Consider the following 19,138-nt stretch of genomic DNA (forward strand, 5'->3'; position numbering starts at 1 on the left):
TTATTGAACGGATCAGTTGACAAGTGTCGTCGCCGCGGCTGCCGCTGCGCCCTCGATCCCGAACTGGTAGACCACACCGATCAACATCAATGCGGCCGACCCCATCAGAGCAACCCACAATACCGGGGTCGAGCGGGTTTCGATCGGATCTTCATTTTCGTCGCCAAAATACATGTAGAAGACGATCCGCAGATAGTAGAAGGCACCGATCACCGAGGCGATTGCCGATACGATGACCAACCCAATCAGGTCAGCTTGCACACCGGCCTGCCAAACGCCGAACTTGGCGAAGAACCCCAGCATTGGCGGCACGCCGGCAAGGCTGAACATCAGGATCAGCACGGCCAGCGCCTTGCCCGGATCCCGCTTGGAATACTGGCGCAGGGCGTCGATGTCCGTCACCGGCTTGCCGTCGCGCTCCATCATCAGGATGAAGGCGAAGGTGCCGATATTCATGGTCACATAGATCGCCAGGTACATCAGCATCGCCTTGACACCCAATTCGGTGCCTGCGGCCAGGCCGATCAGCGCGTACCCCATATGTGCGATTGACGAGTAGGCCATCAGCCGTTTGATGTCGCGCTGCCCGATGGCGGCCACAGCCCCCAGCAACATCGACAGGACCGAAAGCAGCACGATCACCTGTTGCCAGTCCGCGATGGCACCGCCGAATGCATCATGCAGAACGCGCGCGAACAAGGCCATTGCGGCAACTTTGGGTGCGGTTGCAAAGAAAGCCGTCACCGGAGTGGGCGAGCCCTCGTAAACGTCCGGTGTCCACATGTGGAACGGAACCGCCGAAATCTTGAATGCCAGACCCGAGATCAGCAGAACTAGCCCAAAGAGAAGGCCAACCGAGACATCCCCGTGATGCACCGTGTTGATGATGCCCGAGAACAGCGTCGTACCGGTGAAGCCATAGACCAGAGATGCACCGAACAACAGCAATCCCGAACTGAGCGCACCCAGAACGAAATACTTCAGCCCTGCTTCGGTCGATTTGGCGCTGTCACGGCGCAGGGCCGCCACGACATACAGAGACAGCGACTGCAGCTCGAGCCCCATATAGAGCGACATCAGATCGCCGGCGCTGACCATCATCATCATGCCGACCGCAGCCAAAGCCACCAGCAACGGATACTCGAAACGCAACAGGTTCCGGCGCGCCATGTATTCCTGGCTCATGACCAGAACCGCGGCGGCAGATAGCAGAATTGCGACCTTTGCAAATCGGGCGAACCCGTCGTCGATGAACATGCCGTTGAAGGCCACGTTGGTCCCCGAGCCGTTCGACGCGATCCAGAACGACAGCGCCGCCATCAGTCCGGCCGTCGTCCAGACCAGAACCGGAGCCAGCGCGTCCTTGCTGGTGTAGACAGCTCCGATCAGCGCCGCCATCGCATAGATCGCCAGAATGATTTCCGGCAGAATTACAGTGAGATCAGCCTGGATCATGTCTCCAAAGCTCCCTTAGTGCGAAGCGACCTGGGTCGCGGCCTGGGCCGCGGCCAGAGCCGTGTCATAGTTCGAAATCAGCGCAGCGGTCGAATTGCCGATCACGTCGGTGACCAGCGACGGATAGACGCCCAGCAGGATGGTCATGACGATCAGCGGCGCAAAGATCAGGCGTTCGCGTGTGCTCATGTCGGTGATCGACTTGAGGCTTTCCTTGATCAGGTCGCCAAAGACCACACGTCGATACAGCCACAGCGCATAAGCTGCCGAGAAGATCACACCGCTGGCCGCCACTGCGGTCACCCAGGTGTTGACCTGGAAGGTGCCCATCAGCGTCAGGAATTCGCCGATGAACCCGCTGGTGCCCGGCAGGCCCACGTTGGCCATCGTGAACAGCATGAAAACCAGCGCATAGGCCGGCATGCGGATCACCAGCCCGCCATAGGCCTCGATGTCGCGAGTGTGCATCCGGTCGTAGATCACGCCGACGCAAAGGAACAGCGCGGCCGAGATGAACCCATGGCTGAGCATCTGGAAGATCGCCCCGTCGATGCCCTGCTGGTTCGCCGCAAAGATGCCCATGGTCACAAAACCCATATGCGCGACCGAGGAATAGGCGATCAGCTTTTTCATGTCCTCCTGCACCAGCGCCACCAACGAGGTGTAGACCACGGCGATGGCCGACAGCCACAGCACCAGATCGGTCATTACGGCCGAGCCGACAGGGAACATAGGCAAGCTGAAACGCAGGAAGCCATAACCACCCATCTTCAGCAGGATTGCCGCCAGCACGACCGAGCCCGCCGTCGGTGCCTGAACGTGCGCGTCAGGCAGCCAGGTGTGCACGGGCCACATCGGCATCTTCACCGCGAAGGACGCGAAGAACGCGAGGAACATCAGCGTCTGCATACCGCCGACAATGTGGACACCCAGCACGCTGAAGCCCTCGGACGAGAACTGGTGCGTCATGAGCGCGGCAATGTCCGTGGTGCCTGCATCCGCATACATAGCCACCATCGCCACCAGCATCAGAACCGAGCCGAGGAAGGTGTAGAGGAAGAACTTGAAGCTGGCATAAATCCGGTCCTTGCCGCCCCAGATCCCGATGATCAGGAACATCGGGATCAGCCCGGCCTCGAAGAACAGGTAGAACAGCACCAGGTCCAGCGCCATGAATACGCCCAGCATCAGCGTTTCCAGCAGCAGGAAGGCGATCATGTATTCCTTGACCCGGTCGGTCACGTTCCAGCTGGCCAGGATGGTCAGCGGCATGATGAAGGTGGTCAGCAGCACGAACAGAACGCTGATGCCATCCACGCCCATCTTGTACTTCAGGCCCAGCAGCCACTGACCCTCTTCCACCATCTGAAAGCCGGTGTTCGAGGGGTCGAACTCGGTATAGATCCCGATCGAAACAAGGAAGGTCACTGTGGTCGCAACCAGCGCGATCCACTTGGCATTGCGCTGTGCGGCCACATCGTTCCCGTGCAGGAACAGCGCCATCAGACCGGCGGCAATGGCCGGAATGAACGTTACAATGGATAGGATATTGTCCATCAGTTTGCGCCTCCGCCGATCGACATCCAGGTGACCAGGGCGGCGATCCCCAGAACCATCCAGAAGGCGTAAGTGAAGATGTAGCCCGTCTGCGCCTTGCCTGCGAGGCGGGTGAAGAAGGGAACGACGCCCATTGCTACTCCGTTCAGGAAACCGTCGATCGTCTTGCCGTCACCGCCCTTCCACAGGAACCGGCCCAGGGCCACGGTCGGTTTGACAAGGATCGCGTCGTAGATTTCGTCAAAGTACCACTTGTTCTTGAGGAACAGGTACAGCGGACGCTGGTTCTCGGCCAGGCGGCCCGGCAGCGCCGGGTTCACGATGTAGAACAGGTAAGCCAGTCCAAAGCCCAGAACCATTGCGATGAACGGCGAGACCTTGACCCATTTCGGCGCCGCATGCGCGTCGTCCAGAACATGGTTGTCCGGCGCGATGTACAGCGCGCCCTCGCCCGGTTTGCCGACAAAGGCATAGTGGTGATCTCCGCCCTTGGCCTTATCGTCGTGCGCAGCTTCGTCGCTATGGGATTCGGTGGCATGCGTGTCGTCGCCATGGTCATCGGCCTTGGCATGGTCACCGGCCTCGGCATGCGCCTCGGCAACCGGAATGCCGTAGAACTTGCCCACCTGATCGGCGTGACCGAAGAAGTTGTTGTACCAGATCATACCCGCGAACACGGCGCCCAGCGACAGAACACCCAGCGGCACCAGCATGACCATCGGGCTTTCATGCGCGTGCTCATGCGTGTGCTTGTCGCCCCGCTCCTCGCCATAGAAGGTCAGGAAGATCAGGCGCCAGCTGTAGAACGAGGTCATCGCGGCGGCGATCACCAGCGCCCAGAACCCGAAGGCCGATCCGCCGGCATAGGCGCTTTCGATGATGGCGTCCTTGGACAAGAAGCCAGCAAAGCCGATCGTGGTCAGCGGGATGCCGACACCGGTGATGGCCAGAGTACCGATCATCATCGCCCAGAAGGTATAGGGGATCTTCTTGCGCAGGTTGCCATAGTTCATCATGTCCTGTTCGTGGTGCATGGCGTGGATCACCGAGCCCGCGCCAAGGAACAAGAGCGCCTTGAAGAAGGCATGCGTGAACAGGTGGAACATCGCCGCCGAATACATGCCCACGCCCGCGGCCACGAACATGTAGCCCAGCTGCGAACAGGTCGAATAGGCGATCACGCGCTTGATGTCCGTCTGCACCAAGCCCACAGTCGCGGCAAAGAACGCGGTGGCAGCCCCCAGCACGGTGACGAACCCGGTTGCACCCGGTGCGAATTCCATCAGCGGCGACATGCGGCAAACCAGGAACACACCGGCCGTGACCATGGTGGCCGCGTGGATCAGCGCCGACACGGGCGTCGGGCCCTCCATCGCGTCCGGCAACCAGGTGTGCAGGATCAGCTGCGCCGATTTGCCCATCGCACCAATGAACAGCAGTACGCAGATGACCTCGATCGCGGTCCATTCGCCCCACAGGAAGGTCAGTTGCGTTTCCGCCAGCTGGGGTGCAGCGGCAAAGATATCCGAGAAGTTGATGCTGTCGGTCAGGAAGAACAGCGCAAATATCCCAAGCGCAAAGCCGAAGTCGCCCACACGGTTGACGATGAACGCTTTCATCGCCGCCGCATTGGCCGAAGGTTTGCGATAGTAAAAACCGATCAGCAGATACGATGCGACGCCCACGCCTTCCCAGCCGAAGAACATCTGTACGAGGTTGTCGGCCGTCACCAGCATCAGCATGGCGAAGGTGAAGAAGGACAGATAGGCAAAGAAGCGCGGCTTGTAGCTTTCGCCCTCGCGCCACTGCGGGTCGTGATCCATGTAGCCGAACGAATAAAGGTGCACGAGCGCCGAAACCGTGGTGACGACAATCAACATGATGGCGGTCAGCCGGTCCAGACGAACGGCCCACGAGGTCGAGAGCGAGCCGCTTTCGATCCAGCGCATGATCTCGATCTGCTGGGTCTGCCCGTCAAAGCTGAAGAAGACGATCCACGACAGCAAACAGGCCAGGAACAGCAGGCCCGTTGCCGTCCACAGCGCAGCCTTTTCGCCGATGAACTTCCAGCCAAAGCCGCAGATCAGCGCGCCCACGAGCGGGGCAAAGAGGATTGTGGTTTCCATGATCCCTTACCCCTTCATCATGTTGACGTCTTCAACCGCGATGGTACCGCGGTTGCGGAAGAAGCAGACCAGAATGGCCAGCCCGATCGCAGCCTCGGCCGCGGCCACAGTCAGCACGAACAGCGTGAAAACCTGCCCGACCAGATCGCCGAGAAAGCTGGAAAACGCCACGAGGTTGATGTTCACCGCCAACAGCATCAGTTCGATGCTCATCAGCAGGATGATGACGTTCTTGCGGTTCAGGAAGAGACCGAAGATGCCGATGACGAACAGCGTCGCCGCGACGGTAAGATAGTGCTCAAGTCCGATCATCGTCTCAAAGTCCCTGCCCCGGTTTCACGTCCTTCAACTCCATCGCCTTGGCCGGGTCACGCATCATCTGACCGACGATGTCCTGACGCTTGATGTCCTTGCGGTGGCGCAGTGTCAGCACGATGGCGCCGATCATGGCCACCAGCAGGATCAGGCCCGCCAGTTGGAACAGAAGGAAGTATTGATCGTAAAGGATGACACCCAGTGCCTCGGTGTTGTGGCGGTCGGCCGGGATCGGCTGGGCCAGATTGGCGGCCGCGCCTTGTGCGCTTTCCCAGGCGCCGAAGGCCATGACGAACTGCATCAGGATGACCAGCCCGATCAGCAGGGCCAAAGGCATGTAGCGCGCCATCTCGGCCTTGAGCTCGGCAAAGTCCACGTCCAGCATCATCACCACGAACAGGAACAGCACCGCCACCGCGCCGACATAGACGATGATCAGCAGCATGGCGACGAATTCCGCCCCCAGCAGCACGAACAGCCCCGCCGACGACAGGAAGGCCAGGATCAGCCACAGCACCGAATGCACCGGCTGCCGGCTGATCACGGTGAACAGCCCGCCGGTGATGGCGCTGATGGCAAAGAGGTAAAAGGCAAATACGCTCATTGGTCATCTTCCTCGTTTTCGCCCATGGCCTCCTGCGCCAATTCCAGCGCCCGGGTCATGGCCGGAATGCCGGCAAAGACCGACATCTGACCGATCGTTTCCACGATCTCTTGTTTCTTGGCCCCTGCCTCGATGGCGTGGCGCACCGTCTGGCGAATGGCCGTATCGGCCTGTGCGCCCTGACAGGTCAGCCCGGCCAGCGTCAGCAACAGGCGGGTCTTGGCATCCAGTCCGCCCGGATTGACGGTGTTGCCGAACATCATTTCCATGACCTCTTTGGGCATGGTCGGCCACAGCGCCTCGAAGCCGCGCATCGCGTCGACGGGCGAATAGCTCTCCAGCGCCGGATTGAACGCCTTGGCCATGTCATGTGCCTGTCTGAGCATCTGCTCGAATGGGTTTTTTGCCGGATCGCTCATCGGTAGGGCGCGTCCAGTTCTAGGTTGCGGGCGATCTCGGCTTCCCAGCGTTCACCGTTGTCCAGCAGCTTCTGCTTGTCATAGAACAGCTCTTCGCGGGTTTCGGTGGCGAATTCGAAATTCGGCCCTTCGACGATGGCATCGACCGGGCAGGCCTCTTGGCAGAAGCCGCAGTAGATGCACTTGGTCATGTCAATGTCATAGCGCGTGGTACGGCGGCTGCCGTCTTCGCGCGGCTCAGCATCGATTGTGATGGCCTGTGCGGGACACACAGCTTCGCACAGTTTGCAGGCGATGCAGCGCTCCTCGCCGTTGGGATAACGGCGCAGGGCGTGTTCACCGCGGAACCGGGGCGACAGCGGACCCTTTTCGTGCGGGTAGTTCACGGTGGCCTTGGGCGCGAAGAAGTACTTCAGCCCTAGCTTCATGCCGACCCAGAAATCCTGCAGAAGGAAGTATTTGGCCGCGCGGGTATAATCGATATTTGCCATTGTCAGCCTCCTACGCTCCAGCGGGCGAATGCACCCCAGAACCAGTCGAATTTCGCCGCAAAGGCCACGAATACCACCCACACCAGGCTGAACGGCAGGAACACTTTCCAGCCCAGCCGCATCAGTTGGTCGTAGCGGTAGCGGGGCGTGATTGCCTTGACCATCGCGAACAGGAAGAAGAAGAACGCCATCTTGGCGACCATCCACAGCACACCATCAGGCAGGCCCGGGATCGGCGACAGCCAGCCGCCGAAGAACAGCAGCGTGGTCAGGGCGCACATCAGGAAGATGGCGATGTATTCGCCCGCCATGAACAGCAGGAAGGGCGTTGCCGAGTATTCGACCTGATAGCCTGCGACCAGTTCCGATTCCGCTTCGGGCAGGTCGAATGGCGGGCGGTTGGTTTCAGCCAAAGCCGAGATGAAGAACAGGAAGACCATTGGGAAATGCGGCAGCCAGTACCAGCTGAAGAACCCGAACGAGCCATCCTGCGCCCGCACGATGTCGCCAAAATTCATCGAGCCCGTCGAAATGATCACCCCGATGATGATCAGGCCGATCGAAACCTCATAAGAAATCATCTGCGCGGCCGAGCGCAGCGAACCCAGGAACGGGTATTTCGAGTTTGACGCCCATCCGCCCATGATAACGCCGTAAACCTCGAGCGAGGACACTGCGAACACGTAAAGGATGGCCACGTTGATGTCGGACAGGACCCAGCCGTCATTGAACGGAATGACCGCCCAGGCGATCATGGCCAGTACGAACGACGTCAGCGGCGCGAGGATGAACACAGTCCGGTCGGCGCCGGCAGGGATCACCACCTCTTTGACGACGTATTTCAGCGCGTCCGCCACCGATTGCAGTAGGCCATAAACGCCAACCACGTTGGGGCCGCGACGCATCTGGACCGCGGCCCAGATCTTGCGGTCGCCATAGACCAGAAACAGCAGCGAGATCATCACGAAGGCCACGACGGCCAGCACCTGCGCCAATATGATCAGGGCTATTCCGCCTGGGGTGTCAAAGAATTCAGCCATTGGTCCTCACACCGTGGGTATTCCGTTTTCCGCTGCCATCGCGAGGCCCGACCGGCCGGTCGGAGACTCGCGTCGCCTGCGATTGGTTTGGCGAATTGGTGTAAACAGCATCCGCTGCCTGCACGCCACCTTTTTCCTTCATTTCATTCGGCAAAACACACGACCACGCCCCTCGTATCTCCTCTCGGAAAAACGAGCTCGGGCTTCCGCCCTCTGTGCTGTTTATGGTCGTCGCAAGCCTCATTCCGCAGCAATCTTTTGGTCACCGCGCGCCTTGGCCAGCGCCGAAAGCTCGGCCATCAACTGCGAGGCACGTGCGATCGGGTTGGTCAGATAGAAATCCTTGATCACGGTCCGGAAATCGGCTTGCCCCAAAGGTCCGGCCTCGATTGCCTGTTCTTCGTTCTCGGGCACTTGGTCGATCCCGGCCAGATGCGGCACTGCTTCGATCAGCTTTTGCCGCAGCTGGGCCAAAGTGTCATAAGGAAGTTTCTCGCCCAACTCCGCCGAAAGCGCCCGCAGGATCGCCCAGTTTTCCTTGGCTTCGCCCGGCGCAAATCCGGCCCGCATCGCCAATTGAGGGCGACCCTCAGTGTTGACGAAGAGACCGTTTTCCTCGGTATAGGCCGCACTTGGCAGGATGACGTCGGCGCGATGTGCACCGCGGTCACCGTGGCTGCCCTGATAGATGACGAACGGCCCCGCATCGATATCGACTTCGTCCGCACCCAGATTGAAGATCACCTCGGCGCCGTCGATTGCAGCCTCAAGGCCACCTTCCGTAACTGCCCCCACATCCATCGCACCGACGCGGGCCGCCGCTGTGTGCAGAACAAGCAGCCGACCCGACAGCGCGCGCGCAGCGGCCAAAACGGCCAGACCGTCGGCCTCGGACACGGCGCCCTGTCCGACGATCACAACGGCTTCGTTGCTTGCCTTGGCCTTGGCCAGCGCATCGCGGTCGGTGCCAAGATGTTCGTAGTCATAAGTCAGATCAACGGCCGGGCCGATCAATTTGACATCGGCGCCCGCCAGCCACGCCTTGCGGATGCGCGCATTCAGCACCGGGGCCTCGTCCCGCGGGTTGGTGCCGATCAGAATGATCTCTTTCGCCGTGTCGATCTCCTCGATCGTCACATTGCCGACATAGCCCGAACGGTTACCGATAGGCAGGCGGGCATTGTCGGTTCGGCATTCGACCGTGCCACCCAACCCCTCAATCATCTGCTTCAACGCAAAGGCGGCTTCGACAGGAACCAGATCGCCGATCAGGCCTGCAACCTTCTTGCCCTTCATCGCCGCTGCGGCGGTGGCCAAAGCCTCGGGCCAGCTGGCGGCGCGCAGGCGACCGTTTTCGCGGATATAAGGCGTGTCCAGACGTTGACGGCGCAAACCGTCCCAGACAAAACGCGTCTTGTCCGAGATCCACTCTTCATTCACGCCATCATGGTTGCGCGGCAGAATGCGCATCACTTCGCGACCCTTGGTATCAACACGAATGTTCGACCCCAAGGCATCCATAACGTCGATGGTTTCGGTCTTGGTCAGTTCCCACGGGCGTGCGGTAAAGGCATAAGGCTTGGAAGTCAGCGCCCCCACCGGACAAAGGTCAATGATGTTGCCTTGCAGGTTCGAATCCAGCGTCTGGTTCAGGTACGAGGTAATTTCCGCATCCTCGCCCCGGCCCGTCTGGCCCATCTGGTCGATACCCGCGATCTCGGTGGTGAAACGCACACAGCGGGTGCAGCTGATGCAGCGGGTCATGGCCGTACCAACCAGCGGACCCAGATCCAGATCATCCACGGCCCGCTTGGCTTCTTTGAACCGGCTGGCCGACATACCGTAGGCCATTGCCTGGTCCTGCAGATCGCATTCACCGCCCTGGTCGCAGATCGGGCAATCCAAAGGGTGGTTGATCAGCAGAAATTCCATGACCCCTTCCCGGGCCTTCTTGACCATGGGCGAGTTGGTCTTGACCACCGGCGGCTGGCCTTCCGGTCCAGGGCGCAGATCACGCACCTGCATCGCGCACGAAGCGGCCGGCTTCGGCGGCCCGCCCACGACCTCGACCAGGCACATGCGGCAGTTGCCGGCAATCGACAGGCGTTCATGATAGCAGAACCGCGGCACCTCGACCCCGGCCTGCTCGCAGGCCTGAATCAGGGTCATCGCGCCATCGACTTCGATTTCCTTGTCGTCGATTACGATCTTGCGGAGGTCAGACATGGTCTAGTTCGCCCTCAAATACACGCCAATGGCGCTGTTTCGTTCGATTTCCTTGCGCCCCAGGGCACAGAATGATTCAGCTTTTCCGTAGCTCACGCCGTTCTGCGCGAGGTACTTCTCGCCCTTGGCCCGCATCCGCGCTTTTTCTGAGTCCGACTCGACATAGGCCCGGATCTCGCCGTCCGAATAACCCAGGCTGTTGGCCTTGGACCGCAGGCTCCACATCACACCGATTGCCTTCATTCGCCGCCCACTGATCGACGGGCAGTATTCCGAGATCTCATTTGCGATGGCGATGTAGTAGAGCTCGTTGTCGATTTCCTTGACTTCGCGCAAGGGCGGCTTGGCGTCCGCCGAGACGGGCAACGCCGTCGCACAGGCAAATGCGGCAAGTTTCACAAATTTCATGACATATCCTTTCGTCTTGGGTTCCCCAAGACGTCCCGCGGCACGGCTGTTATGCAATAACGGCCGCCCGATCAGCGCAGGATATGCAATAGCGCAGCTCATGGTCGTTGACAGGCTCCGGCAAATGTCAGGCTGTCGTTTTCGATGCGCAGGTTCTGCGGTTCGGTGTCAGGACCAACCTTCCACGCAATGCGGGAGGAACCGAAATTCTGAATGCAGAACCGGGTGCCCTCGTACCGACCAGCTTCGCGCGCGCCATCCAGCGAGGCTGACACACCTTTGATCGTCACGGTGAAATCCGCAGGCGACCGTTTCTTGTCGACCGGCTTTGCCTTGGCCCGAAACGACTTGCCGTCAAACAGGATCCGGTCGTTTGTTGGAGCCGTCCCGCAGGCCGAAAGCAGCGTCAGCAGAACAAGCACACCGACAGCCGGGCGACGCAGGTTCGCGGTGATATCAACAAGTGTGACGGCCATCAGAACGCAGCCACCAATGCAAGTATCCCAAGCACAAACATACAGGCCCAGGCCACCACATACAGGACTGAACGAATACCGCTATGCGGTTTGCCAACGCCCTGAATGTGTACGACAAGCATCACCAGCCGCGCGACCAAGGCAATCGCGGCCAGCCAGTTCACCCAGAACGGGCTGGCGCCCAACAGAATGGCTGCCACAGTAACGGTCAGAAACGCGGGCAATGTCTCGGTGCCGTTCAGGTAGGCACGGTTCAGGCGATAGGCCTTGTCGGCGTAGTCCTGGTCGGGGGTCGCGCCGGGAGCCAGCCCCTTGCCCTGTTTCGCCAGTGCCGAAAACGGCGACAGGAACAAAACGACCAGTGTGAAAATCACCAAAGACGCAATCGCGTGGGAATACTCTGCATAGGCTTCCATCGTTGTCACTCCGCCGCCATCGCACCCATACGGCCCGATTTCTGAGCCTTGATGCGGTCTTCGATTTCTTCGCGGAAATTGCGGATCAGGCCCTGGATCGGCCAAGCCGCCGCGTCACCCAGCGCACAGATCGTATGGCCTTCGACCTGCTTGGTCACCTCGAACAGCATATCGATCTCTTCCAGTTCGGCCTCGCCGCGCACCAGGCGGTCCATCACCCGCATCATCCAGCCCGTACCCTCGCGGCAGGGCGTGCACTGACCGCAGCTTTCGTGCTTGTAGAACTTCGACAAGCGCCAGATGGCCTTGATAATGTCGGTGGACTTGTCCATCACGATCACCGCTGCCGTTCCAAGCCCCGAGCCCAAATCGTTGCGCAGATAGTCGAAATCCATGATCGCGTCGCGCATGTTCTCGCCCCGCACGCAGGGCACGGACGAGCCACCGGGGATCACGGCCAACAGGTTGTCCCACCCGCCGCGGATGCCGCCGCAATGAGTCTCGATCAATTCTTCAAAGCTGATCGACATCGCCTCTTCGACCACGCAGGGGTTGTTGACGTGACCCGAGATCGCAAAAAGCTTGGTGCCCGCGTTGTTCTGGCGGCCGAAACCGGCGAACCAGTCCGCGCCACGCCGCAGGATCGTGGGGACAACCGCGATGGATTCCACGTTGTTCACCGTGGTCGGGCAGCCATACAGACCCGCCCCAGCCGGGAAAGGCGGCTTCATGCGCGGCATGCCCTTCTTGCCTTCCAGGCTTTCGATCAGCGCGGTTTCCTCGCCACAGATATAGGCGCCTGCCCCGTGGTGCAGGAACAGGTCGAAATCCCATCCCGATCCGGCGGCGTTCTTGCCCAGCAGGCCCGCATCATAGGCCTCGTCGATTGCAGCCTGCAGTGCCTCGCGCTCACGAATGTACTCGCCGCGCAGGTAGATGTAGCAGGTGTGCGCATTCATCGCGAAAGACGCAATCAGGCAGCCTTCGATCAGCGTGTGCGGATCGTGGCGCATGATCTCGCGGTCCTTGCAGGTGCCCGGTTCGGATTCGTCGGCGTTGACCACCAGATAGGACGGGCGGCCATCGCTTTCCTTCGGCATGAACGACCATTTCAGGCCGGTCGGGAAGCCCGCACCGCCACGCCCGCGCAACCCTGAGTCTTTCATCGTCTGGATGATCCAGTCGCGACCCTTTTCCATCAGGCCAGCAGTGCCGTCCCAATGCCCCCGGGCCTGGGCGCCCTTCAAGGTGCGCTCGTGCATCCCGTAGATGTTGGTAAAGATCCGGTCCTGATCCTTCAGCATCGCGTGTTACCTTCAGCTGTCCTGACGCATGCGCCAGAGTTGAAATATGTTGACGCCCGAATAGATGAACGCCGCGATCGCGGCGAAATCGAACAGCAGCGCAAAGCGTCCCGGCAGCTCCAGCGCCGGGCCGATGAACAGGGTCATGGCAAGCCACAACAGCATGGTCACCGCGATGACCACGCCGATATGTCGGCCCTTGCGGGCGATGGCCTGTTCCTTGTCCTTGTCCATCACACTCCGATGCCCGTATCGGGCACCGTCTCTCAGTCTTCGTAGGTGCCGTCTTGCTTGGCACGTTTGGCAAATTCGGTTTCCTCACCAGCAGCCAGCTTGGCCGCCTGCTCGATCCAGCCATCGCGTTCGATCCGGCCCTTGAACTTCAGCCGGGAATCAACCCACGCCACATGTTCCGGCATCCAGGCCGCGATCTGATCGAAGTGGTAGAACCCGAGCCCGTTCAGCGTCTGCTCGAGCTTCGGCCCCACACCTTTCAGCAGCTTGAGGTCGTCGGGCTTGCCGTCGCGCGCACTGCTCAGCGTTTCGGGCTGAGCCTCAGTCGTTTCCGGCTTGGCCGCGGCGCCCTCGGGCGAAGATGGCTCGGCCTTGGCGGATTTCTTGGGTGCGGCCTGGCGGGCGGCTGGTTTGCCCTGCTCTGGCACCTTCGGCGGCTTGGGCGCGGCTTTCGCGCCGGCGGCCTTGCCATCCTTGCCCAACCAAGGCGTCAAAATCGGAACCTCGGTTCCGTCGATGCGTTTGACGGTATCGCCCAGTTCCGTGGCCAGTTGCACACTGGCATTGTGCTTTGCCTTGCCACCCTCGTAGTCCTTCAGGCTGGTCACCCCGCCCAGAGGCTCGGCCGCATAGCGCCCATTCTGGGGACCCGGCACCGGAACCTTGCCAGCGACCAGTTCATCAATGATCCGACCAAAACTCTCGGCGGTCAGGTCCTCGTAATAGTCTTTACCGATCTGTGCCATCGGGGCGTTCGTGCAGGAACCCAGGCACTCGACCTCTTCCCAGCTCAGCTTGCCGTCCGCCGACAGTTGGTGCGGCTTGGGCGCGATCTTTTCGCGGCAGACCGCGATCAGGTCCTCGGCCCCGCAGATCATGCAGGACGTGGTGCCACAGACCTGAATATGCGCAACGGACCCAACCGGTTGCAGCTGGAACATGAAGTAGAAGGACGCAACTTCGAGCACCCGGATGTACGACATGCCCAGCATGTCAGCGACGGTTTCAATCGCCGGACGGCTCAGCCAGCCCTCCTGCTCTTGTGCGCGCCACAGCAGCGGGATGACCGCGCTGGCCTGACGGCCCTCGGGGTACTTGGTGATCTGCGCCTTGGCCCAATCCATATTGGCGGGAGTGAAGGCAAAGCTATCAGGTTGTTCGGGATGAAGACGGCGGAGCATTAGCGGTCAATCTCTCCAAATACGACGTCCATGGTGCCAATGATGGCGGCGACGTCGGCCAGTTGGTGGCCCTTGGCGACGTGGTCCATGGCTTGCAGGTGCAGGAAACCGGGCGCACGCAGCTTGGCGCGGTACGGCTTGTTGGTGCCGTCGGCGACGAGATAGACGCCGAACTCGCCCTTGGGCGCTTCGACGGCGGCATAGACTTCGCCCGCCGGAACGTGGAACCCTTCGGTGTACAGTTTGAAGTGATGGATCAGGCTCTCCATCGAGGTCTTCATGTCCGAGCGTTTCGGCGGCGTGATCTTGCCGCGGGCCAGAATGTCGCCCGGGCAGTCGCGCAGCTTGGCGATGGCCTGACGGATGATCGACACCGACTGGCGCATCTCTTCCATCCGCACCAGGTAGCGGTCATAGCAGTCCCCATTCTTGCCGATGGGGATTTGGAACTCGAACTCGTCGTAGCATTCATAGGGTTGCGCGCGACGCAGGTCCCAGGCCAGGCCCGATCCGCGCACCATCACGCCCGAGAAGCCATATTGCTGGATTTCGTCCTCGGTCACCACGCCGATGTCGCAGTTGCGCTGTTTGAAGATCCGGTTCTCGGTCAGCAGTCCGTCAATGTCGTCCAGAACGGCGGGGAACTCGTGGCTCCAGGTCTCGATGTCGTCCAGCAACTCGGGCGGCAGGTCCTGATGCACACCGCCGGGGCGGAAATAGGCCGCGTGCAGGCGCGCACCGCAGGCACGCTCGTAGAACACCATCAGCTTTTCACGCTCTTCAAAGCCCCACAGCGGCGGGGTCAGCGCGCCCACGTCCATCGCCTGCGTAGTCACGTTGAGCAGATGGTTCAAAACGCGCCCAATCTCGGAATACAGGACCCGGATCAACGAGGCCCTGCGTGGAACTTCGACGCCGGTCAGCTTTTCGATGGCCAGGCACCAGGCATGTTCCTGGTTCATCGGCGCCACATAGTCCAATCGGTCGAAATACGGCAGGTTCTGAAGATAGGTCCGGCTTTCCATCAGCTTTTCGGTACCGCGGTGCAGCAGGCCGATATGCGGGTCGCAACGCTCGACGATCTCGCCGTCCAGCTCAAGCACGAGACGCAAAACTCCGTGCGCCGCAGGGTGCTGCGGGCCGAAGTTGATGTTGAAATTGCGGATCTTCTGTTCTCCGCTCAGCGCGTCCGTGCTGCCGTCATCGTATCTTGAGCCGTCCATCAACGCCCTCGTTTCTTTTTCGCTTCGGCCCGAACCCGGACCTTTTCCGCCTCAAGCGCTTTGGCTGCGGCCCCCGCCAGCAGGACCCCCAGCGCACCCAACGCAATCAGTTCCCCCAGCAGCATGACCATCTCAGCGGCGCTCCAGTTCCTGCAGTTTCAACCCGACCCACCACAGCAACGCGATCGTGCCGAATGGGACCAGGCAGAGGAGGCACCAGTATTTGTTGATCCCGAAAAACGGCAAAATCTTCACCATCGGAATGATGGTCAGTGCAGAAAGGATCAGCCACCAGATGCCACCCATTGTCAGGTCTCCTGTTTTTCATCCCCCGGCAGAACATAGTTCGCACCTTCCCACGGGCTCATGAAATCGAACTGGCGATACTCCTGAACCAGCGAGACCGGTTCGTACACGACCCGTTTCTGCGCTTCGTCATAGCGGACTTCGATATACCCGGTGGTCGGAAAATCCTTGCGCAACGGATAGCCGCGAAAGCCATAGTCGGTCAGAATGCGACGCAGGTCCGGGTGGCCCGAGAACAGGATGCCGAACATATCGAACACTTCACGCTCGAACCAGTTGGCCGAGGGGTGCACATCGACGATCGACGGAACCATGTCTTCCTCGCGCACCGAGATCCGGATCCGGATGCGCTGGTTCTGGTACATCGAAAGAAAGTGGTAAACCACGTCGAACCGTTTGGCGCGTTCGGGGTAGTCAACTCCGGTAATGTCGACCAAGGTAGAAAACTTGCAGTTCTGATCCGTTTTCAGAAACTCGACAAATTCCACCAGGCTCGAGGGCGCAACATCAACCGTCAGCTCGTCATGGGCAATGCTCCATGACAGAACACAGTCCGTGCGCTTAAGCTCGATATGCGTGCCGAGTTCCTTGAGTGCTTCGCTCATCTCGGTCCCTCCTCAGCGGACGATGGTGCCGGTGCGGCGGATCTTGCGCTGCAGTTGCAGCAGACCGTACAGCAGAGCCTCGGCCGTCGGCGGGCAGCCGGGCACATAGATGTCCACCGGAACGATGCGGTCGCACCCACGCACGACGGAATAGGAATAGTGGTAGTAGCCACCGCCATTGGCGCAGGACCCCATCGAAATCACATAGCGCGGCTCGGGCATCTGGTCATAGACCTTGCGTAGCGCCGGGGCCATCTTGTTGGTCAGCGTACCGGCCACGATCATCACGTCCGACTGGCGCGGGGATGCGCGCGGCGCGATGCCGAAGCGTTCGGCGTCGTAACGCGGCATCGAGGTGTGCATCATCTCGACCGCACAGCAGGCCAGACCAAAGGTCATCCAGTGCAGCGAGCCGGTGCGCGCCCAGTTGATGATGTCCTCGGACGAAGTCAGCAGGAACCCTTTGTCCTGCAACTCGGCGTTCAGGGCCTGGGTGGCGACTTCCTTGTCGACGCCAGCGGTGTTTGCACCCGTCATCACTCCCATTCCAAGGCCCCCTTCTTCCATTCATAGGCAAAGCCGATGGTCAGAACGCCGAGGAACACCATCATCGACCAGAAGCCGACATCGCTGATGTCCTTGAAGCCCACGGCCCAGGGAAACAGGAACGCAATCTCGAGGTCGAAGATGATGAACAGGATCGACACCAGATAGAATCGGACATCGAACTTCATCCGCGCATCGTCGAACGCGTTGAACCCGCATTCATAGGCGCTGACCTTTTCGGGGTCGGGATTGCGGACTGCCAGAACGACGGCGGCCAGAATCAGGACGATTCCAAGGCCCACGGCGACGGCCAGAAACACCAGGATCGGGAGATATTCCCGCAACAGCTCTTCCACGAGTGGCTCCTTTCCTGCGCATCCCGAACGAGACGCGCCGTCAATTGGCGTGTTGACTGGACATTCTCTATCCGCGCGGGGTCAGAGGGTCAACCGAGCACAAGCGCGCATGGCACCGAATATTCGGCTTGCCAACGCCCAGCGCTGCACTAGGCGCAAGCCCTTGGCTTCAAATGGTCGCGGACGGTCAAACCTCACTATTCCATGAAGGTTTTCGCTTGTCGAAGAAAGCGCTGATTCCCTCATGCGCCTCGTCCGTTTCCCATCGGTCGACCAGCGCCCGGATCGTGTGGTCGATCACCGCGTCGTCGATGCGCGGCCCGAGGTCCCGAACCAACGCCTTGGCCGAGGCCACGGCGCCCGGCGCACAGGACAGATAGGGCTGCACTTCGGCTTCGATCGCGGCATCCAGCTCATCCGCCGGAACGGCCCGCGCCAACAGGCCAAGATCCACCGCCTCGGCCGCGTCGAACAGACGGGCCGACATGAACACGCGCCGCGCGCGGGCCTCGCCCATGCGGGCGATGACATAGGGCCCGATGGTGGCCGGGATCAGCCCCAGCCGGGTTTCGGTCAGCCCCATCTTCAGGCTGTCCACGCCGACGGCCACGTCACAGACCGCGGCCATGCCCACGCCGCCGCCAAAGGCGTTGCCCTGCAGCGCGCCGATCAACGGCTTGGGCAGGGTGTTCAGGGCGTTCAGCATCTCGGCCAGCTTGCGCGCCTCGACAAAGCGGGTCTCGGGGTCGGCGGCCATCTGGGCCTGCATCCAGCCCAGGTCACCCCCGGCGCAGAAGCTTTTGCCCGCGCCGGTCAGAACTACGACGCGCACGTCGTCGGTTTTCCCCAGTTGCGCGGCGGCCCGGGTCAGCTCGGCGATCATCTGCGCCGACATCGCGTTGTGTTTTTCCGGCCGGTTCAGCGTCAGCGTGGCAACGCCGCGCAAATCGGTGGAGATCGAGATGGTCTCAAACATGTCAGCCTCTTATCCCGCCCGCATCGCGCGGGCCATTTCCGCCGCTTGGTTCAGCACGGCAACGTCCAGCCCGGTGTCATAGCCCAGCCGTTCGAGATGCGCGGCAACGGCTTCGGTGGCCACATTCCCGGCCGCGCCAGGCGCGTAGGGGCAGCCGCCCAATCCGCCCACGGCGGCGTCGAACACCCGGACGCCCAGCGCAAGCGAGGCGTCGATATTGTCGATCGCCCGCCCGTTGGTGTCGTGGAAATGCCCCGCCAGACGGGTCGCGGGCACGTATTCACGCACCGCCAGCAACATGCGTGCGATGCTGTCGGGTGTCCCCTGCCCGATCGTGTCGCCCAGCGAGATCTCGTAACAGCCGTGCGAGAACAGCAGGTCGGCCACCTCGGCCACTTTGGCGGGCGGCGTCGGCCCGTCATAGGGGCAATCGGTCACGCAAGAGACGTATCCCCGCACCGGCAGGTCGATATGGCGCGCCGCCTCGAGGATCGGGACGAACCGCTCGATGGATTCGGCGATGGTCGCGTTGATGTTGGCCTTGGAGAACCCCTCCGACGCCGAGGCAAACACCGCGATTTCATCCGCACCGGCAGCCAGCGCGTCCTCATAGCCGCGCATGTTCGGGGTCAGCGCGGCGTAGCGCACGCCGGGAGCGCGGGTGATCCCGGCCAACAACTCGGCGCTGCCGGCCATCTGCGGCACCCATTTGGGCGACACGAAACTGGCCACCTCGATCCGGCTGAACCCCGCCCGGCTGAGGCAGTCGACCAGCGCGATCTTCTCGGAAACCGGGATTTCACGCTTTTCGTTCTGCAGCCCGTCGCGCGGCCCCACTTCAAAAATCTCGACACGTTCCGCCATGGCGGTGCCC

Annotated in this window: 23 protein-coding genes; all 23 read right to left on the minus strand. The window is 61.0% G+C overall.

The annotated features are described in order from the left end of the window. Positions 1-12: 12 nt before the first annotated feature. The 23 genes from nuoN to AC2FNZ_RS12320 all read right to left on the minus strand — a co-directional run bounded on the left by nuoN (position 13) and on the right by AC2FNZ_RS12320 (position 19,128). Positions 13-1,455: an NADH-quinone oxidoreductase subunit NuoN gene (gene nuoN, locus AC2FNZ_RS12210; protein ID WP_170368179.1), complete on the minus strand. Its 1,443-nt coding sequence runs from the start codon at positions 1,453-1,455 to the stop codon at positions 13-15. Positions 1,456-1,470: 15 nt separating this feature from the next. Next, positions 1,471-3,012 carry an NADH-quinone oxidoreductase subunit M gene (locus tag AC2FNZ_RS12215; RefSeq protein ID WP_496840817.1) on the minus strand — a complete coding sequence of 514 codons (1,542 nt, stop codon included), beginning with the start codon at positions 3,010-3,012 and terminating at the stop codon, positions 1,471-1,473. After that, the gene (nuoL, locus tag AC2FNZ_RS12220) at positions 3,012-5,138 is read right to left on the minus strand and encodes an NADH-quinone oxidoreductase subunit L (protein ID WP_496840818.1); all 2,127 of its coding nucleotides are present in this window, start codon (positions 5,136-5,138) and stop codon (positions 3,012-3,014) included. Before nuoL ends, AC2FNZ_RS12215 begins: the two co-directional genes overlap by 1 nt. Before the next feature lie 6 nt (positions 5,139-5,144). Continuing rightward, positions 5,145-5,450, minus strand: a complete 306-nt coding sequence (gene nuoK / locus AC2FNZ_RS12225) for an NADH-quinone oxidoreductase subunit NuoK (RefSeq protein WP_005984024.1) — start codon at positions 5,448-5,450, stop codon at positions 5,145-5,147. 4 nt (positions 5,451-5,454) lie between these two features. Then, on the minus strand, positions 5,455-6,057 hold the full coding sequence (locus AC2FNZ_RS12230; RefSeq protein WP_093964917.1) for an NADH-quinone oxidoreductase subunit J: 603 nt from the start codon (positions 6,055-6,057) through the stop codon (positions 5,455-5,457). Beyond that, a complete protein-coding gene (locus tag AC2FNZ_RS12235; RefSeq protein WP_093964916.1) occupies positions 6,054-6,476 on the minus strand; it encodes a carboxymuconolactone decarboxylase family protein in 423 nt (140 codons plus the stop codon). The genes AC2FNZ_RS12230 and AC2FNZ_RS12235 overlap by 4 nt, the downstream gene beginning before the upstream one ends. Beyond that, the gene (gene nuoI, locus AC2FNZ_RS12240; protein WP_093964915.1) at positions 6,473-6,967 is read right to left on the minus strand and encodes an NADH-quinone oxidoreductase subunit NuoI; all 495 of its coding nucleotides are present in this window, start codon (positions 6,965-6,967) and stop codon (positions 6,473-6,475) included. Before nuoI ends, AC2FNZ_RS12235 begins: the two co-directional genes overlap by 4 nt. A 2-nt stretch (positions 6,968-6,969) precedes the next feature. Further along, entirely contained in the window at positions 6,970-8,007 is a 1,038-nt protein-coding gene (gene nuoH, locus AC2FNZ_RS12245; RefSeq protein ID WP_170340401.1) for an NADH-quinone oxidoreductase subunit NuoH, read from the minus strand. A 240-nt stretch (positions 8,008-8,247) separates the two neighbouring features. Beyond that, the gene (gene nuoG / locus AC2FNZ_RS12250; RefSeq protein ID WP_496840819.1) at positions 8,248-10,233 is read right to left on the minus strand and encodes an NADH-quinone oxidoreductase subunit NuoG; all 1,986 of its coding nucleotides are present in this window, start codon (positions 10,231-10,233) and stop codon (positions 8,248-8,250) included. Positions 10,234-10,236: 3 nt separating this feature from the next. After that, positions 10,237-10,743 (minus strand): DUF5333 domain-containing protein, encoded by a 507-nt coding sequence (locus tag AC2FNZ_RS12255; protein WP_496840820.1) that lies wholly within the window; start codon positions 10,741-10,743, stop codon positions 10,237-10,239. Next, positions 10,740-11,117 (minus strand): hypothetical protein, encoded by a 378-nt coding sequence (locus AC2FNZ_RS12260; protein ID WP_496840821.1) that lies wholly within the window; start codon positions 11,115-11,117, stop codon positions 10,740-10,742. The genes AC2FNZ_RS12255 and AC2FNZ_RS12260 overlap by 4 nt, the downstream gene beginning before the upstream one ends. Further along, positions 11,117-11,533 carry an MAPEG family protein gene (locus AC2FNZ_RS12265; protein ID WP_093964910.1) on the minus strand — a complete coding sequence of 139 codons (417 nt, stop codon included), beginning with the start codon at positions 11,531-11,533 and terminating at the stop codon, positions 11,117-11,119. The genes AC2FNZ_RS12260 and AC2FNZ_RS12265 overlap by 1 nt, the downstream gene beginning before the upstream one ends. A gap of 5 nt (positions 11,534-11,538) precedes the next feature. Further along, complete coding sequence (gene nuoF / locus AC2FNZ_RS12270) at positions 11,539-12,837, minus strand: NADH-quinone oxidoreductase subunit NuoF (protein WP_496840822.1); 1,299 nt, start codon at positions 12,835-12,837, stop codon at positions 11,539-11,541. Between the two features lie 12 nt (positions 12,838-12,849). Next, positions 12,850-13,071 carry a DUF5337 domain-containing protein gene (locus AC2FNZ_RS12275; RefSeq protein ID WP_496840823.1) on the minus strand — a complete coding sequence of 74 codons (222 nt, stop codon included), beginning with the start codon at positions 13,069-13,071 and terminating at the stop codon, positions 12,850-12,852. Positions 13,072-13,103: 32 nt separating this feature from the next. Continuing rightward, the gene (locus AC2FNZ_RS12280) at positions 13,104-14,252 is read right to left on the minus strand and encodes an NADH-quinone oxidoreductase subunit E (RefSeq protein WP_496840824.1); all 1,149 of its coding nucleotides are present in this window, start codon (positions 14,250-14,252) and stop codon (positions 13,104-13,106) included. Next, on the minus strand, positions 14,252-15,475 hold the full coding sequence (locus tag AC2FNZ_RS12285) for an NADH-quinone oxidoreductase subunit D (protein WP_170341006.1): 1,224 nt from the start codon (positions 15,473-15,475) through the stop codon (positions 14,252-14,254). The genes AC2FNZ_RS12280 and AC2FNZ_RS12285 overlap by 1 nt, the downstream gene beginning before the upstream one ends. Then, positions 15,475-15,600, minus strand: coding sequence for a hypothetical protein (locus AC2FNZ_RS12290; protein WP_261391884.1), 126 nt, complete (start codon positions 15,598-15,600; stop codon positions 15,475-15,477). Before AC2FNZ_RS12290 ends, AC2FNZ_RS12285 begins: the two co-directional genes overlap by 1 nt. 7 nt (positions 15,601-15,607) lie before the next feature. Next, a complete protein-coding gene (locus AC2FNZ_RS12295) occupies positions 15,608-15,781 on the minus strand; it encodes a hypothetical protein (protein WP_010442775.1) in 174 nt (57 codons plus the stop codon). A gap of 2 nt (positions 15,782-15,783) precedes the next feature. Then, positions 15,784-16,386 carry an NADH-quinone oxidoreductase subunit C gene (locus AC2FNZ_RS12300; protein ID WP_496840825.1) on the minus strand — a complete coding sequence of 201 codons (603 nt, stop codon included), beginning with the start codon at positions 16,384-16,386 and terminating at the stop codon, positions 15,784-15,786. Positions 16,387-16,398: 12 nt separating this feature from the next. Beyond that, complete coding sequence (locus AC2FNZ_RS12305) at positions 16,399-16,932, minus strand: NuoB/complex I 20 kDa subunit family protein (protein WP_093964904.1); 534 nt, start codon at positions 16,930-16,932, stop codon at positions 16,399-16,401. Further along, the gene (locus AC2FNZ_RS12310) at positions 16,923-17,288 is read right to left on the minus strand and encodes an NADH-quinone oxidoreductase subunit A (RefSeq protein WP_093964903.1); all 366 of its coding nucleotides are present in this window, start codon (positions 17,286-17,288) and stop codon (positions 16,923-16,925) included. The genes AC2FNZ_RS12305 and AC2FNZ_RS12310 overlap by 10 nt, the downstream gene beginning before the upstream one ends. A gap of 187 nt (positions 17,289-17,475) precedes the next feature. Beyond that, positions 17,476-18,264 carry a crotonase/enoyl-CoA hydratase family protein gene (locus AC2FNZ_RS12315; protein WP_496840826.1) on the minus strand — a complete coding sequence of 263 codons (789 nt, stop codon included), beginning with the start codon at positions 18,262-18,264 and terminating at the stop codon, positions 17,476-17,478. 9 nt (positions 18,265-18,273) lie between these two features. After that, entirely contained in the window at positions 18,274-19,128 is an 855-nt protein-coding gene (locus AC2FNZ_RS12320) for a hydroxymethylglutaryl-CoA lyase (protein WP_170454658.1), read from the minus strand. Between the last annotated feature and the right edge of the window lie 10 nt (positions 19,129-19,138).

The sequence above is a fragment of the Ruegeria sp. SAZA006 genome, assembly GCF_059613465.1.